This window comes from Agrobacterium sp. MCAB5 (assembly GCF_052114365.1).
GTDB lineage: Bacteria > Pseudomonadota > Alphaproteobacteria > Rhizobiales > Rhizobiaceae > Agrobacterium > Agrobacterium tumefaciens.
Genome location: NZ_JBFREP010000010.1, coordinates 98,478 through 115,024, shown reverse-complemented (window position 1 = coordinate 115,024; position 16,547 = coordinate 98,478). Strand labels below are relative to the sequence as shown.

The window sequence follows — 16,547 nt, the reverse complement described above, 5'->3', positions numbered from 1 at the left end:
CGAAACGATTGAAATTTAGCTCTGTAGTTTTTCGTGGACGAGTTTTTGCGATTTCAACGCTGGCAGATGCCTATGATTTAGGCGATATCGAAAAATTTATTAATGCAATCTTAACGATGTTGCGTCGCAAAAAAACTTAGTGAACTATTTTAATACTGCGGGAGGAAAGGCTGTTCAACAAAACAGGAGTTGATATCATGCTGTTCCGCAATAGAGACAAAGAAGTGCGCCAAAGTGCGTCGGTGAAGCTGGCCTCCTATACTGTCCTTGGCGTTGTCGCCACGGTGTTTTCATCTTCTGTGTTTCCGCCGGTCTTCACATCCCAGACGAACCGCGCCCTCATCAATGCACCAGTCATTCCGCTGACGACACCGATCAGCGGTGTGGTAAAGATATCCGACAAGAACGGTAAGGCTGCTATTGAAAACGACAAGGTCGACAATACCACGCTCATCGGCCTGAAGGTGCAATTGGCAGCACTCGATAATGAACTTCGCCAGAAGAACGGAATTATTGGCGACTATGCCAGCCGCATCGACGATTTGAACAGGGATCTTGCCAGTCAGCAGGCGGCGTTACTGCAAAGAACCGAATCTGACCTACAGGCAGCCAATGCAGCCTTGCAGATGGTGACCTATTCGACCCGAATTGCAAAAGCGGAAGCCACGCGAAAACAGAAGCTGATGGCGAAGGGGATGTATTCTGGAATCGGAGAGGATATAGCGGACACAATACAACTTGAAGATACAAAGCTGCAAGCTGCCAAAGTCGCCGTTGACAAACTCACCAAGGAAATGAACTTCGCGCGCCAAGGCATCTATATCGGCTCCGATTTGCAATCGCTGCAAAATCTTCAGCAGGAAATTCGCACACGGTCCGCAGATCTGCTGCAGATCCGGATGCAGATGACCACCATGCAGACGCGCAAAAGCGAGCTCGAAACGCTGGCATCGGCGGAGAGCGCACGTATTGAAAGGCTGACCCGCGCCGATCTTTCCATTCCACCGGGCACAACGCTCTACAAGCCCGTGGCTGCGACCGGCCGTGAAGTGGTTGCAGGCGACACGCTGGCGGAGGCGCTTGACTGCCGTAACGCTTTCGTCGTGGCGATTTTTTCAGAGCGTCAGGCACAGGCGCTTTCCGTCGGTTCTCGGGTGAAGGTGAGTTCCGATGCCTGGGCGGAAGAATCCGATGGGGTGGTGGAGCGCTTGGTGCCACGTACTACCGAACGTGTCGACCTCGATTATGCCGTGCCCTTTCCACCAACAGAGCGGCGAGAGCTCTACGCCTATATTCGCATGGACAGCAGGGCACAGGAAAAATTGACCGAGAACGGCGCCTGTTCGGTCGGCACGTGGGTGAGTGTGAGCCTGCCGCGCGAGTGGCTCGGCAAAACCCGGAATTATGTGCATGAAGCATCAGCCAGCCTGTTCCAGTTTGCAAAGACCTCCGTCAGCGAATTGCCGGATGTCAGGCAGGCCGCATGGGCACTGATCGAAACGTCGCGTGATACGCTATCCGCACACACTGGTATCGAGTGGCCACAACAGCGGCCGGACGTGCCTGGCCGGGCACATCAGCCCGATATCATCACCCAGCACCCTTTCGGCAATACGGATGCCACCGGAAAGGCACCGCGCACCCAATCCTGACACCCGCATGGATTGGACGGGCCCCTGCGGGAGTGCGATGCAAACCCGCAGGGCGACCCACCACCTGTTTAAGACACTCGAAGCAACCTCATTCACGCGCGGCGTGCCGCGCGCCTGACCAACCATGAGGATAAGTCGATGTATTTCAGCCCTGATGGCGATGTTCAGTCGGTACTCTACGTCAATCTTGTCATCGCCCTTTGCGCGATCCTGTTTACCATACTGGCCGACCCGCGCAGGGTCCTGGACCGGTTGGCCTTCAGTGCGATTATGCTGCTGTCTCTTGGCCTTTACATATTTTGGCGCGCCACCGATACGCTGCCACCCTTCGAGCTTTCTCTGGAGACTGCCTGGAACTACATTTATTTCACCTTCGAGCTGATCTCCCTTCTTTACGCCATCGGCTCGATCCTGATCCTGACGAGGCGGACGGACTGGTCTTTTCTGGCTGATAGAGGGGAAGCCGCGATTGCAACTAATCCCGATGCGCCACTCGTTGACGTCTTTATCTGCACCTACAACGAACCTTTGAATGTCCTTGAGAAGTCGGTTATCGCGGCCCAGGCCATGCAATATCCGCAGCTGCGTGTTTTTGTCTGCGACGACACGCGCAGGCCGGAAGTGAGGGACTATTGCGAGACGGTCGGCGTCAATTATGTGACGCGCCCGGACAATAGACATGCCAAGGCGGGAAATCTGAACAATGCACTTGAACACACCAATGCGCTGCCACAGGTTTCCGATTTCATCATGGTACTGGATGCGGACTTCGCGCCACAGGCCAACTTCCTTCGTCGCGTAACCGGTCTTTTCGCCGATCCCAAGGTGGCAGTTGTGCAGACACCGCAATTTTACTTTAATTGCGACCCCATCCAGCACAACCTCGGCATCCGCAATTCCTTCGTCGATGATCAACGTGTATTCTTTGATGTATTCCAGCCGGCCAAGGACGCGGTCGGTTGCGCTTTCTGCGTCGGGACGAGTTTTGTCGTGCGGCGGGCGGCGGTCAACGAGCTCGGCGGGTTTCCGCATGATGCACTTTCCGAAGATATGCTGCTGACCTACCGCCTGATGGAGCGAGGTTACGTCACACGCTGGCTCAACGAAAAACTCAGTGTCGGTCTATCGGCTGAGGGCCTGCCAGAATATATCACGCAACGCACGCGGTGGTGCCTGGGCACCATTCAGATCGGCCTTCTGCGGACGGGACCATTGTGGCGCGGCAAGTTCACGCTGACACAAAGGCTGCATTATCTGCACGGGCTGTTTTGCTGGCTGTCGAAGCCTTTCATCCTCTGCCTGTTGCTGGCACCATCGATCTACTGGCTGACAGGCGTTTCCGCCCTCCAGGCCGACGAGCTGATGTTCATGAAATTTGGACTGTCGTCACTGGCTTTGTTTTGGGCCTACTCCACCTGGATATCGGGAAAACGCACCCTACCGCTGTTCACCGAAGTGACGCATGCGCTGACCGCTGTTCCCATCACCATCACCTTGTTTCAGGCTATGCGCAAACCCTTCGGACGTCCCTTTAAAGTCACGGAGAAAGGTGGTGACCGGTCACAGGTGCGCATTCATGGGCCTACAGCGCTATTTTTCGCAATCGTCACCGTCACCTCCGCGGTTTCAGTTCTGCTCGCCGTTTACGCATGGGACGCCCCTGTAGAATTTTCGGCGCGAGATTGTCTCAACCTCATCTGGTCGGCGGTCGCCATGGTGATTGCCTTCACCAGCCTCATCTGCTGCATTGAATTACCACGTGTAGACAAGGAAGAGCCGATCGGCGTGGATCTCGAAGGCCGTTTGCAATGCGCAAGCGAGGTGAAGGCGGTACGGATCGTGGCGCTTTCGACCGAAACCGCGACCCTGGCGGATTTCAACCGGTCTTACGCCGAGGCAGAGTCCCTGTACGTGCCCGAGGTGGGCTGGCTGCAGATCGATGCAACGAAAGTCTCGCAAACGCCCGGCAAATTCACTCTCACCCCTACTACCGACCAGCATCGTGCAATCTTGAGGCTGCTTTTCCGCAATGCGCCCGAAAATGTCGCGGAACAGGGCGACCTCCTGAAGTCCATGCAGATGTTACTCGCAAGGGCCTTCAGCTAAGACAATTCGCGCCAAACCCGGGACCGTGCTCGACGTAAACCGCAAGCTAGAGGCGGGGTTATTTGGAAAAGCGCCCACCAAATGGGAAACTCATGTCTGTCAAATCGATCATCGCGACAGTTCTCATGACCTGCTTCACAACAGGAGTGGTCGCTGCTGGCGATGGGCGCACCGGTTCCGGATCAGTTCGCGACCGCCTTGCTGTGAGCTTGTGTTCGGGTCTCGTTGGGAAGATGGACAAATCCACCACCCCCTTCGTATTTCGGAGCTTTGAGCCTGCACCGGGCGGCAAAGCGCTTGATCCCGCTCTTTCAAATGCGGGTTTCACATATGACAATGCCCTGGCGACGATTGCCCTTTTTTCCTGTGGCAACGACGCCGAAGCGAAAAGGGTTGCCGATGCGCTGCTGCTCGCCGTCAACAACGATCGCTATTACAGCGATGGCCGCCTGCGCAACGCCTACCGTTCCGGCCCCGTTGCGAACGAAAACGATGCTATGCTTTTGCCCGGTTTCTGGAGTGAGGCCAGCAAGACGTGGGTCGAGGATGACTATCAGGTCGGCAGCGCAACGGGCAACCTGGCCTGGGCGGCACTTGCGCTTCTCACTGCCAGTGAACGATCAAGCAATCCGTCCTATGTGCAGGCAGCGACCAAACTCATGCGCTGGATCGATGCGCATACGGCGGGCGTCCGCGATATCGGCTACACAGGCGGCACATTCGGTCATGAGCCTGCACCGGCCAAACTCGAGTGGAAATCGACAGAACATAATCTCGATGTATATGCCGTTGCGGGTTGGCTCGCCGAAATTGAGGGAGCGCGCGCCTGGCAGGCGATGCGGGATAATACACGCAAATTTCTTGATGCGATGTGGAATGAGCAGCAGGGACGGTTTTACGTCGGCAGCCTGCCCGGAAGCGACACACCCAACTCGAGCCAGTCCGGAATAGATTCCGAGCTCTGGCCCATTCTCGCCGTGCCTGAGTTTCGGGGCCGCGGTGGGCGTGTTCTGCATTGGGTTGATCGGCATTATGCGGTTGCGGGAGGTTTTGATTTTAACGACGATCGGGATGGTGTGTGGCTGGAAGGTACGGCCCAGGCCGCGCTGGCATTTCAGCAGGTCGGCGATGCCGAGCGGGCCGAGGCGCTACTTGCCACCATCGCCGCACAAATATCTCCCGATAACCTGATCTACGCGACAGTCGGGGACGAACTGACGACCGGGCTGATGATCGGGCCGACCTCGACCTTTGCCGACTTCAAATATTTCAGGTTGCCGCATGTCGGGGCCACTGCCTGGGCAATCCTTGCAGCGAAAGGCTGGAACCCTTTTCTTAGAAAAAGCGGTTGTATTCGTCTTTGTGAGGGATAATCGTTCGTCTCGGCGGCAGCAGGAGGATATTGCTCCAGGCCGTTGCGCCGGAGATTGAAAACTGGGACGCATGACGCTGCTGAAAGCGGCGAAAAGCGTAAAACCGCAACGTTGACTGCCGCGCCGAATGCAATCTATTCGGTCGGAACCGGCGATGGAAACGCAGACTTAAGGACATAAAGATATCGTTATACGATGTTGACCGATGACGTGGCTTACAATATGGTCGTCACGCCTAAGGTTCCCCAGTCGTTGCACGCAACGTGCCGGGGCTAAGAGGGAAGTCGGTGCTCCGTGTCATGCGGAAAAGCCGACGCTGCCCCCGCAACTGTAAGCGGCGAGCTGAAGTCCAACATGTCACTGGTTTACCCCGGGAAGACGGACGGAAGTGATGATCCGTGAGCCAGGAGACCTGCCTTTGGTGAAATAACGTCCACGGGCGGGGTGTCCCAGTGTGCCGTAGCAAAGGCTGCATTGTCGCGGCCTGTCTTGCTATGCGTCCGCAGACCCATGCCCCCCAACTTTATAGGGGCACAACATGTCTCAGACCTGCATTTTTACAATCACGAGCGTACCCTTCGATGAGGACTATCGTCCTTCAGAAAATACGCGCATCACCACCAATTTCGCCAATCTGGCCAGGGGCAAAAAGCGGCAGGAAAACCTGCGCAATGTCATGCGCATGATCGACAGCCGCTTCAACGCCCTCGCGCACTGGGATAATCCCAAATCGGACCGATACTCGGTCGAGTTGGAGATCATTTCGGTCGATATGAGCTTCGATGTCGCAGGTGAAAAATTTCCCCTCATCGAGATACTGAAGACGACAATCATCGATCACAAAACCAGTGAACGTATCGACGGCATTGTGGGGAATAACTTCTCCTCCTATGTGCGAGACTACGACTTCAGCATTGTGCTGCCGGAGCATAACAAGAGCGTTCCCGCCTTCAGCATTCCGGCCGACTTCGGCGACCTGCATGGAAACCTGTTCAAGTCTTTTCTGCGGTCGGATGCCTACCGCTCGTACTTTCGCAAGCCGCCGGTCATTTGCATCAGCGCCTCGACCAGCAAGACCTATTACCGGACCGAAAATCATCACCCCGTCATGGGCGTCGAATACCGGCAGAATGGGTTCTCGTCCACCGACCAGTATTTCGGGAAAATGGGATTGCAGGTTCGCTACTTCATGCCTGCAGGTAGCGTTGCGCCGTTGGCGTTCTATTTTGTTGGGGACTTGCTGGGCGATTACTCCAATATTGAGCTAATCGGCGTCATCAGCACGATGGAAACGTTTCAGAGAATTTATCGCCCCGAAATCTACAATGCGAACGCAGCAGCCGGGACATTTTACCAGCCCAACCTGAAGCACCAGGACTATTCGCTGACCCGGGTCATTTACGATCGCGACGAACGAAATCGCTTGGCGGTGGATCAGGGTAAGTTCACCGAAAAACACTTCATCAACCCATACCGCGCCGTCCTTGAGCAATTGTTTGCTCACCGCCCCGCCTGAGCATCACTTAGAAGAGGTCCCACCGTGAAGAAACTTCTCCCCACATCGACCGCTGGCAGCCTGCCGAAACCATCCTGGCTTGCGCAGCCCGAAAAACTGTGGTCGCCCTGGAAGCTGGAGGGCGAGGAATTACTGGAAGGCAAGAGAGATGCCCTGCGCCTTTCACTGGACGATCAGCAACAGGCCGGCATCGACATCGTCAGTGATGGCGAGCAAACACGCCAACATTTCGTCACGACTTTCATCGAGCACCTCGACGGGGTCGATTTTGCAAAACGCGAGACAGTCAGAATTCGCGATCGCTACGATGCGAGTGTCCCGACAGTCGTCGGCGCCGTGTCTCGCCAGAAGTCCGTGTTCGTCGAAGACGCCAAGTTTTTGCGCCAGCAGACCAAACAACCCATCAAATGGGCTTTGCCGGGTCCGATGACGATGATCGATACTCTCTTTGATGGCCATTATAAGAGCCGTGAAAAGCTTGCCTGGGAATTTGCCGGGATACTCAACGAGGAAGCAAAGGAATTGGAGGCTGCCGGCGTCGATATCATCCAGTTCGACGAACCTGCGTTCAACGTTTTCTTTGACGATGTGAATGACTGGGGTGTCGCCACTTTGGACAGGGCGATTGAAGGGCTGAAGTGCGAGACCGCCGTCCATATCTGCTACGGTTACGGCATAAAGGCCAATACGGATTGGAAAAAGACACTCGGGTCAGAATGGCGGCAGTATGAGGAAACTCTCCCCAGGCTGCAGAAATCCGGCATCGGTATGATCTCCCTCGAATGCCACAATTCTCATGTCCCAATGGATCTTCTGGAACTTGTTCGAGGTAAGAAAGTGATGGTCGGGGCCATCGATGTGGCAAGCAATACCATCGAAACCCCGGAGGAAGTCGCTGCAACGCTGCGCAAGGCGCTTAAGTTTGTCGACGCAGATAAACTTTGCCCCTGCACCAATTGCGGCATGGCCCCCCTGTCTCGTCGTGTGGCAAGAGACAAGCTGAATTCCTTGAGCGCAGGAGCTGAGATCGTCCGAAGAGAGCTCACTGTTTAGTTTTTTGATAGTCTGAACCTGCGGATGGCTGCCGTTCGCCGCCACCGCGCCCATCGCGACACACGCTGGGAGACTTACGAATGGCTATAAGTTCACGGCGCGGATCATCCTGACAGCTTCGACGGATGTCCGCCTCTTGGCGCAAAGCTGCCAAGACCGCCTGTTCTCTAAAAATCGGCCCTGTTTCTGCTGAGTGTTTGCGCCAAACGTCTCGGTTGGAAGACATTTATTCCAACGCCACCGACGTCTTCGTGACTTTTGCCAAACAAAACAACTTCCCAGACGCCGAAAATCTCGGGAGCACGACGGCCGCTAAGATCGCCGAAAAAAGTGGGTCTCAGTCAGCAGGACGTATTTGCCGAGAGCAGCAATTGCCTTTTGGAAATGGGGACAGTGGTGGCCATACGGTAGCAGCGATCCCAAGATAAAGAAGCCGTTGCCTCAGAACATCGCTTCAGCGGAAATTCCAAAACGATACTATCGGCCAGAGACTTGGCAATCAGTGACTTTGTCAAATCGAATGAAGGTGTGGCGTTCGTATTCCATCAAGGCTGAACGCGCGAATCGCTACGGCAGCTTTGCACCTGCGCACAAGGCATTGCGGTAGTATGAAAATCGGCTAACTTCGCAACGTCGACAGACAGGAAGAGCAACGAGGTGGCAATGATTGAACCCGGCGGGGATGAGCAATTAGTTACCCCACGTGACGACGGAGCAGCCAGGCATTTACCCGGGATGGAGTTGCCTGGCATTTGTTTGGCTGCGACGGATGGCACGACCGTCGATCTGCGTGAGCCGGGGTTAACCGTGGTCTATGCTTACCCCTGGACAAGCCCGCCCGGAGGAAAGGCGATTGACGGATGGGACGCAATACCCGGCGCGAGGGGATGTACACCACAGTCCTGTGCCTTCCGTGATCATTTCGCTGAACTGAAGGCATTGGGAGCAACGCGTCTGTTTGGCCTTTCTACGCAGACCACGGAGTATCAGCGAGAGGCAGCAGAGCGGCTTCACCTGCCGTTTCCTCTGCTTTCCGATCATTCACTCCTTCTGGTGTCAGCCCTTCGCCTTCCAACTTTCCAGGCTGGAGGCCTGACACTGCTCAAGAGGCTCACGATGATTATCGAAACGGGCGTTATCAAGCATGTCTTTTACCCGGTCCATCCGCCAGAGAAGAACGCAGATGCCGTCATCGATTGGTTGAGTGCTACGACATGATCAGCCCGCCATCGACATTAATTGTCTGGCCGGTGATGTAGGCCGCATCCTCGGAGGCGAGAAACGCCACCAAGGCTGCCACTTCGGCTGGTGTTCCTGCGCGGCGCATTGGAATGTTGCGCACCCATTCGGCCATGAGTTCGCCGGGCTTGTAGTCACCGAGCATCTGGCCCCAGACTCGGTCGTTATAATCCCACATTTCGGTGTGGATGATGCCGGGGCAAATGGCGTTGACGGTGATGCCTTCGGGCGCCAGTTCCTTTGCCAGACTTTGCGTGAGGCCGACGACGCCGAATTTTGAAGCGGCGTAGTGGGGGGTATAGATAAATCCCTGACGGGCCTGGCCGGAGGCGGTGTTAACCAGGCGGCCCTTGGTGCCACTTGCGCGGAAGCGGCGGATCGCTTCCTGGCAGCACAGGAACGCGCCCTTGGTGTTGACATCGAGGTTGAAATCCCACTGTTCCTGCGTCAGCTCCTCGATCTTGGAGATGGTGATGACGCCGGCGTTCTGGACGGAGATGGAAAGGGGACCGATTGCCTCTTCGGCTGCGCCATAGGCCTCGCGCACCGCCGCCGCATCCCGCACATCGAGGATCACGCCATGGGTGACTGAGCCGGTTTCGTCCGCCAGCTTTTTGGCGGCGTCATTGGTGTCCTTGTCGACAGAGGCGATGGCGACTTTCGCACCTTCCTCGGCAAAACGGCGGGCGATGCCGTAACCGATGCCCTTGTTGCCTCCAGTCACGAATACGGATTGACCTTCAAAGCGCCTCATCTCTCCTCCTTATGGGATAATGGCTATGTTTATGTGCCGACCAGTCGTTCGGCGGTGAACTTGTCGGTGACGAGAACATCGATCACGCCGGTTCGGAGCGCGCCGGCGATCGCCTCGGTTTTTTTCGAGCCGCCGGCGAGTGCAATGACGCGGTCGACATTGGAGAGGTTCTCCAGCGGAAGGCCTATGACCCGGTCATCGAGCGGTGTCTTGACGGGCTTGCCGTCCTTGTCGAAGAACCTGAGCGAAATATCGCCCACGGCGCCCGCCTGTGCCAGATCGGCAAGCTCCTTGGCGGAAAAGATATTGCCGGAACGGGCAAGAAGCTCCGATGGCTCGACGGCACCGACACCGACGATGGCGAGCGTGATCGAACCGAAAAGATCGATGGTTTCGCGCACGAAGGGATCGGCCAGCATCAAAAGCTTGGCCTCGCGAGAGGTGGCGACGCCGGGGACCGGCAGCAATTTCGGTTCGGCCTCCGTTAACCGCGCCAGCCGGGTGGTGATCTGGGTCGCGTGCGTCTGCACGGAAGGATCGCCCATGCCGCCCAGCGTCTGGACGATGTAACGCGCTTTGGCGCCCTTCAGCGGATGGATGTTTTCCACCATCTTGAAGATCGTCTGGCTCCAGCTGGAAACGCCGATGATCTCGTTTTGCGACAGCGTCACCTCGAGAAAATGCGCGGCAGCCTCGCCGATGCGGGCCATGATCGCGCCGTCGCGATCCTCGCTGCAATCGACGACAATGGCTTCCGGCAGGTCGAAGCGTTCGCGAAGCTGTGCTTCAAGATCGCTATAGGTACCGGGCGGCGGAATGATGCTGGTGCGCACGATACCTTCCGTTTCGGCACGCTTCAGCATGCGCGAGACGGTGGCCTGCGAAAGATTGAGATGTTCGGCAATCTCCGCCTGCCGCCTGTGCTCGCTGAAATACATCTGCGCCACGCGGGATATCATCCGAAGTTCGTTGATCCTGCCCATAAGCCCTCCAGGGTGAATTTTTATTCACCCTTACCCGACGTCACAGGTAACGTCGAGCGCGCAATCGCGTCGCGCCAGACGGCAAGCCGTTGCCTGCCGTCACCGGACGAAGGCGCGATGGCGTTGCCGTGACTGTTGAGCGCGGCGATGGCGTCGAGATCGCTCCATAGACCGAGGGCGAGGCCGGCAAGATAGGCCGCGCCAAGCGCGGAGGCTTCCGGCGCGTCACGCTGGATGACGGGGTGGTCCAGCATGTCGGCGACGCATTGCATGAGGAAACGGTTCTGGCTCGGCCCGCCATCCACGAACAGCTGTCCGAAGCCGGAGGGCGACTGCGCGCGCATGGTCGAGAAGACGTCATAAACCTGAAAGGCGATGGAATCGGTAACGGCGCGGGCCATCTGCGCGCGACTCGTGCTGAAATTGATCTGCGAAAATAGCGCGCGGCAATTTGAATCCCAATAGGGCGCGCCGAGGCCGACAAAGGCCGGGACGAAACCGGGGCCATCTGGTTCAGCGGTCGCGGCAAGCTCCACAAGAGATGCGACATCTGGCAGGCCGAGAATGTCCGTCATCCACGGCAGGGAGGCGGCAGACACAAGAATATTGCCCTCGAAGGCGAAAGTCGGCTTGCCGTTAATCCTCCAGGCAACTGTCGTGGTGATGCCGCGCTCTGGCGCGATGAAATGCGGCAGGGTCGTCATCACCGATGAGCCGGTGCCGAACGTCACCTTGCCGTCACCGGGATTGAAGGCGCCGTGGCCGAAGAGGGCGGCGTGGCTGTCGCCGACGGCAGCCAGAATAGGCGTGCCGTCCTTGATGCCGGGAACACCTGATGTCACGCCGAAGTCGCCGCTGCTGTCGCGCGGGTCGGGCAGGGCGTTGATGTCGATGCCAAAAAGGTCACAAAGCTCTTCGCTCCACACCTGCCGGTTGAGATCGAGCACCTGGCTTCGGGCCGCATTGGAGGCGTCGCAGGCATGCACCTTGCCGCCGGTCAGGCAGTGGATCAGCCAGCTATCGATGGTACCGAGGCGAAGGCTGCGGCCCTTCGGCGCACGCTCCAACAGCCAGCGCATCTTGGCGCCGGGAAACATCGGGTCAATAGGCAGGCCGGTCAGCGCCATGACACGTTCGGAATGGCCCTTGCCGATGAGATCGGTGCATTCCTGCGCGGTGCGACGGCATTGCCAGCTCAAGACCGGGCCAAGCGGCTCGCCTGTTTCGCCGTCCCAGATCGTCACCGATTCGCGCTGGTTTGAAATGGCGATGGCTTCAATGTTGACGGCAGAGGGTGCCGAAGACAGGCAGGCGGCAATCGCTTCGCGCACCGAGGCCCAGATACGGTTCGGATCCTGCTCCACCCAGCCGGGCTGCGGATAAGTTATGCCGACCGGCGATGAACCGCGCGCCAGCAATTCTCCTGTTTCAGAAACGAGAATGGCCTTGGAATTGGTGGTGCCCTGATCGATGGACAGAATGGCGCGCATCACTTGAGTTCTTTCGTCGGCAGTTTTTTCGTTTCAGCCTTGCGGTGATTAAACGACGATATTGCAAAGGGTGTCGCCGCGCATCCGAAGACACGCGACGACCCTGGGAGGAGACTTACTTTCTCTTGAGCAGCGCTGCTGCAGCCTCCGCGATGGCCGCGGGTGCCATGCCAAACTCATCGAGCAGCCATTCTGCCGAGCCGGTATGGGCAAAGACGCCCGGAACGCCGAGGCGCTTCATCGGCACGGGGGCGTGATCGACAACAACTTCGGCGATGGCAGAGCCGAGACCGCCGAAGATCGAATGTTCTTCAGCCGTCAGGATTGCGCCGGTTTCCTTCGCTGCGGCAATGATGGCCGCCTCGTCGATCGGGCGCACGGTTGCCATGTTAAGCACACGCGCCTTGATGCCACGACCGGCCAGAATATCGGCGGCCTTGACGATGCGGTGTGTGAGCGTGCCATTGGCGATCAGCGTTATGTCGGAACCTTCGCGCAGCAGGTTGGCGCGGCCGAGTTCAAAGACGTGGCCATCAGGCAGAAGGTCCGGCACGCCGACGCGCGACAGGCGAAGGAAGCAGGGCCCGGCATAGTCCGCAGCCCATTTGACGGCGGCGGCCGTTTCGATGCGGTCGCAGGGGGCAATCACCGGCAGGTTCGGCAGAACGCGGGTCCAGGCGAAATCCTCGATCGAGTGATGCGTCGGACCCAGTTCGCCATAGGCCATGCCCGAGGAGATGCCGATGAGCTTCACATTGGCGTTGGAATAGGCGAGGTCTGCCTTGATCTGTTCCAGCGCGCGACCGGTCAGAAAACAGGATGCGCCGCAGACGAAGGGAAGCTGGCCGCCATTGGCAAGGCCGGCGCCGACGCCCACCATATTCTGTTCGGCAATGCCGACATTAACGAGGCGCTCAGGGAATTTCGACTTGAAGCCTCCGAGCTTCGAGGAGCCGACCGAATCGTTGCAGACGGCCACGACCCTGTCGTTTGCAGCGGCCAGCGCTTCCAGCGTTTCGGCGAAGGCGTCGCGGCAATCATAGAGTTTGGCGGCGGTTACGGGCGCGTTCATTACAATGCCTCCGAAAGTTCTTTGACGGCAATTTCGTATTGTTCCTTGCTTGGAACCTTGTGGTGCCAGTCGACGCGGTCCTGCATGAATGAAATGCCGTGACCCTTATTGGTGTGCGCAACGACGCAATGCGGGTGCTCGCCGCGATGTTCGAGCGCCGGGACGATCTCTTCCATCGCGTTGCCGTTGATTTCGCTCACCTCCCAGCCGAATGCTTCAAGCTTCGGGCGAAGCGGCGCGACGTCGTTGGTTTCCGAGATCGCAGCACCCTGCTGGAAACGGTTATGGTCGATGATAAGCGTCAGATTGTTAAGCTCGAACTGCGCGGCGGACATGATGGCTTCCCAGTTGGAGCCCTCCTGCATCTCGCCATCACCGGTCATGACATAGGTATGGTAATCCGCTCCCGAAAGCTTGGCCGCCTTGGCCATTCCGACGGCAACTGGAAGCCCGTGGCCAAGCGGGCCGGTATTGGTCTCGACCCCCGGTACCTTGTTACAGTTGGGGTGGCCATTGAGGCGGGAATTGGGTTGCAGGAAGGTCGAGATTTCCTCTTCCGGGATAAAGCCACGTTTGGCGAGCGTCACATAAAGCGCGCAGGCGGTGTGGCCTTTCGACAGCACGAAACGGTCGCGGGCAGGGTTCTTCGGTTCTTCCGGCCAGATGCGTAATACGCGGAAATAAAGGGCGGTCATGATGTCGATCGCCGACATTTCTCCGCCGATATGGCCGGCACCCGCTTCGAAAACAGCCTGGACGTCGCGAAGGCGAATCTGGCGCGCAATGCGCTCTAGCTCTGTGGGCTGCATGGGATCCTCTTCAAAACATGCGTGTGAATATTTATACAGCTGTTTATATAATTGCAGACGTGGCGTTTCTGTCAAGCCGGAATTGTGAATTGTCCTGTTTCAATCCGTGCCGATTATTTCTGCCGCTTCATTTTCACCAATGATGAAGCGCACCTCCCCGCCTCATTCCTCGGTCCTTCAAAGGAGCCTGCTCAGCCTAAGTCCTTTGGCTGAAAGGGCTCTCCTTGCCACGCAGGAGCGCTTGCGCTGGATTCCCGCGATGCGCACCGGAACGGGATGAGAGGCGCAGGTGTGAAGCCATCCCATCACCCGCAAGGCCCGTCCCGCTCTCCAAGCCTATTGACAAGTTTCTCTCAACTGGCTTATGCATGTTTCACCGAGCATGAATAATTATTCTAATCGGTTTAAAAAATGCAAGATAGCCACTTGGAGGAGCCATGTCCGTGCTTGAACGCAATGAGGGGGTTACGCACACCAGAAGCCCGCTTGCCTGGCTAAGCGGTGCGACCGGACCTCTTTTGGGCCTGCTGCTGCTGTGTGTTTTCCTGACCTTCACCAGCGAAAATTTTCTGTCGCTTCGAAACGGTCTCAACATCCTCGACCAGATCACCGTGCTCGGCATCATGGCCGTTGGCATGACCTTCGTCATTCTGCTCGGCGGCATCGATCTGTCCGTCGGTTCGGTGCTGGCGCTGTCTATGATGATCATGGGCTGGACAGCCAATGTCGCGGGCATGCCCATGGGCATGGCCATCATGCTGGCGCTCATCGCATCCGCAGCCTGCGGCCTTGTCGTCGGCGTTCTCGTCACCGCCTTCCGAGTTCCGGCCTTCATCGCGACGCTTGCCATGATGTCGGTGGCGCGCGGCCTTGCCAATATGATCACGGACGGTCAGCAGATCGTCGGTTTCCCTGACTGGTTCATGATGCTGGCCATCGACCGCCATTTCGGCGTGCTGACGGCGACCGTGCTGCTGATGCTGGTCGTTGTTCTGGTATCGTTTCTTTTCCTGCGCTTCCGCTCCGAAGGCCGCACCGTCTATGCGGTTGGCGGCAACCCGGAAGTGGCGCGACTTGCCGGCATCAACGTCGCCCTGGTGACGATCTGCGTCTATGTTGCCTGTGCGGTTCTTGCCGGTCTTGCGGGTATCGTTCTTGCAGCCCGTCTCGACTCGGTGCAGCCCTCCAGCGGTTTTGGCTACGAGCTGGATACGATTGCGGCTGTCGTCATCGGCGGGACCTCGCTTTCGGGCGGTGCCGGCGGCATCGGCGGAACGCTGATCGGCGTGCTCATCATCGGTGTGCTGCGCAACGGCCTCAACCTGCTCAATGTTTCTCCCTTTCTGCAACAGGTCATCATTGGTGTGGTTATCGTGCTGGCCGTGGGCGCTGAAACATTGCGTCGGCGCAGAAGCTGAATTTGCCTGCGGAGGGCGATGAGCCGTCCGCGCAATAGACGACCCTCCCGGTATGGGAGGCGTGAAAAGCGGCCGAAGGGGAGGAGGTTTGATCTGCCCGAAGGTCAAAAATCAACAAATGGAGGAATAATCATGAAATTTTCACGCATTCTGCTGACATCCGCCGCACTTCTGGCCCTGTCGCTCGGTTCGGCCAACGCCGCCGAAGTCAAGAAGATCGGCCTTGCCGTTGCCAATCTTCAGGCGAACTTCTTCAACCAGATCAAGCAGGCCGTCGAAGCCGAAGCCAAGACGCGCGGCATCACCGTCGTAACCGTCGATGCCAAGGGCGACGGTCCGACGCAGGTCAACCAGATCCAGGATCTCCTGACGCAGAACATCGACGCGCTGATCTATATTCCGGCTGGTGCCGCTGCGGCGACCGTTCCGGTCAAGCTTGCCAAGGCGGCCGGTGTGCCCGTCATCAACATCGACCGCAATGCCGACGGCGCACCGGGCGATACCTTCCTCGCCACCGATTCCGTCGCTTCCGCCAAGTCGGTCTGCGACTACATCATCAAGCAGGCAGGCGGCTCGGGCAAGATGGTCATCATTCATGGCCAGAAGGGCACGACACCGGAAGTCGACCGCACCAAGGGCTGTATGGAATCGGTCAAGGCCAATTCCGGCGTGAAGATCGTTGCCGAACAGTGGTCCAACATGTGGAGCCAGGATGAAGGCTTCCAGATCATGCAGAACATGCTGCAGGCCAATCCGGACGTTTCCATCGTCTTTGCCCAGGCAGACGGTTTGGCGCTCGGCGCGGCACAGGCGATCAAGGTCGCCAACCCCTCGCAGAAGATCGTCGTTGGCGGCTTCGATGGCGACACGGCAGCGCTTGAGGCGCTGAAGAACGGCGTTTTTGACGTGACAGCGACGCAGCAGACCCAGAAGATGGGCCGCACGGCTGTGGAAATGGCCGTCAAGATCGTCGGCGGCGAGAAGGTTCCGGCCGTGCAACTCTCCGAGGCGACGCTGACGACGAAGGAAAACGTCGACGGCTTCATTGCCAACCACCCCTGATGCATCCGCCCCCGCGCACT

General features: G+C 57.8%; 13 protein-coding genes and 1 riboswitch. Of the genes, 8 read left to right on the top strand and 5 right to left on the bottom strand.

Translation table 11 applies throughout. The features are described from left to right. Positions 1–197 precede the first annotated feature (197 nt). The 6 genes from AB4Z23_RS20640 to AB4Z23_RS20615 all read left to right on the top strand — a co-directional run bounded on the left by AB4Z23_RS20640 (position 198) and on the right by AB4Z23_RS20615 (position 8,918). The gene (locus AB4Z23_RS20640) at positions 198–1,652 is read left to right on the top strand and encodes a hypothetical protein (RefSeq protein ID WP_025591617.1); all 1,455 of its coding nucleotides are present in this window, start codon (positions 198–200) and stop codon (positions 1,650–1,652) included. Between the two features lie 138 nt (positions 1,653–1,790). Beyond that, positions 1,791–3,758: a glycosyltransferase family 2 protein gene (locus AB4Z23_RS20635; protein WP_441360709.1), complete on the top strand. Its 1,968-nt coding sequence runs from the start codon at positions 1,791–1,793 to the stop codon at positions 3,756–3,758. A 92-nt stretch (positions 3,759–3,850) separates the two neighbouring features. After that, on the top strand, positions 3,851–5,131 hold the full coding sequence (locus tag AB4Z23_RS20630) for a hypothetical protein (RefSeq protein ID WP_025591621.1): 1,281 nt from the start codon (positions 3,851–3,853) through the stop codon (positions 5,129–5,131). A gap of 221 nt (positions 5,132–5,352) precedes the next feature. Next, a riboswitch (cobalamin riboswitch) is annotated at positions 5,353–5,565 on the top strand. Positions 5,566–5,669: 104 nt separating this feature from the next. Continuing rightward, a complete protein-coding gene (locus tag AB4Z23_RS20625) occupies positions 5,670–6,647 on the top strand; it encodes a DUF1852 domain-containing protein (RefSeq protein ID WP_025591622.1) in 978 nt (325 codons plus the stop codon). Positions 6,648–6,671: 24 nt separating this feature from the next. Continuing rightward, the gene (locus AB4Z23_RS20620) at positions 6,672–7,700 is read left to right on the top strand and encodes a methionine synthase (RefSeq protein ID WP_019565843.1); all 1,029 of its coding nucleotides are present in this window, start codon (positions 6,672–6,674) and stop codon (positions 7,698–7,700) included. A gap of 663 nt (positions 7,701–8,363) precedes the next feature. Further along, positions 8,364–8,918, top strand: a complete 555-nt coding sequence (locus AB4Z23_RS20615; protein WP_076844251.1) for a peroxiredoxin — start codon at positions 8,364–8,366, stop codon at positions 8,916–8,918. Here AB4Z23_RS20615 and AB4Z23_RS20610 read toward each other — a convergent pair. From AB4Z23_RS20610 to AB4Z23_RS20590, 5 genes are all read right to left on the bottom strand, one after another. After that, entirely contained in the window at positions 8,908–9,693 is a 786-nt protein-coding gene (locus AB4Z23_RS20610; RefSeq protein ID WP_003517095.1) for an SDR family oxidoreductase, read from the bottom strand. The genes AB4Z23_RS20615 and AB4Z23_RS20610 overlap by 11 nt on opposite strands. A 29-nt stretch (positions 9,694–9,722) precedes the next feature. Continuing rightward, positions 9,723–10,676: a sugar-binding transcriptional regulator gene (locus AB4Z23_RS20605; RefSeq protein WP_019565848.1), complete on the bottom strand. Its 954-nt coding sequence runs from the start codon at positions 10,674–10,676 to the stop codon at positions 9,723–9,725. Positions 10,677–10,696: 20 nt separating this feature from the next. After that, complete coding sequence (locus tag AB4Z23_RS20600; protein ID WP_441360708.1) at positions 10,697–12,166, bottom strand: FGGY family carbohydrate kinase; 1,470 nt, start codon at positions 12,164–12,166, stop codon at positions 10,697–10,699. 115 nt (positions 12,167–12,281) lie between these two features. Next, on the bottom strand, positions 12,282–13,238 hold the full coding sequence (locus AB4Z23_RS20595; protein ID WP_003517089.1) for a transketolase family protein: 957 nt from the start codon (positions 13,236–13,238) through the stop codon (positions 12,282–12,284). Next, positions 13,238–14,047: a transketolase gene (locus AB4Z23_RS20590; protein ID WP_080850346.1), complete on the bottom strand. Its 810-nt coding sequence runs from the start codon at positions 14,045–14,047 to the stop codon at positions 13,238–13,240. The genes AB4Z23_RS20595 and AB4Z23_RS20590 overlap by 1 nt, the downstream gene beginning before the upstream one ends. Positions 14,048–14,484: 437 nt before the next feature. On the opposite strand from AB4Z23_RS20590, the gene AB4Z23_RS20585 reads away from it, so the two are divergent. Further along, positions 14,485–15,465 (top strand): ABC transporter permease, encoded by a 981-nt coding sequence (locus AB4Z23_RS20585; RefSeq protein WP_003517084.1) that lies wholly within the window; start codon positions 14,485–14,487, stop codon positions 15,463–15,465. 132 nt (positions 15,466–15,597) lie between these two features. Then, a complete protein-coding gene (locus AB4Z23_RS20580) occupies positions 15,598–16,527 on the top strand; it encodes a sugar ABC transporter substrate-binding protein (protein ID WP_003517083.1) in 930 nt (309 codons plus the stop codon). The last annotated feature ends 20 nt before the right edge of the window (positions 16,528–16,547 follow it).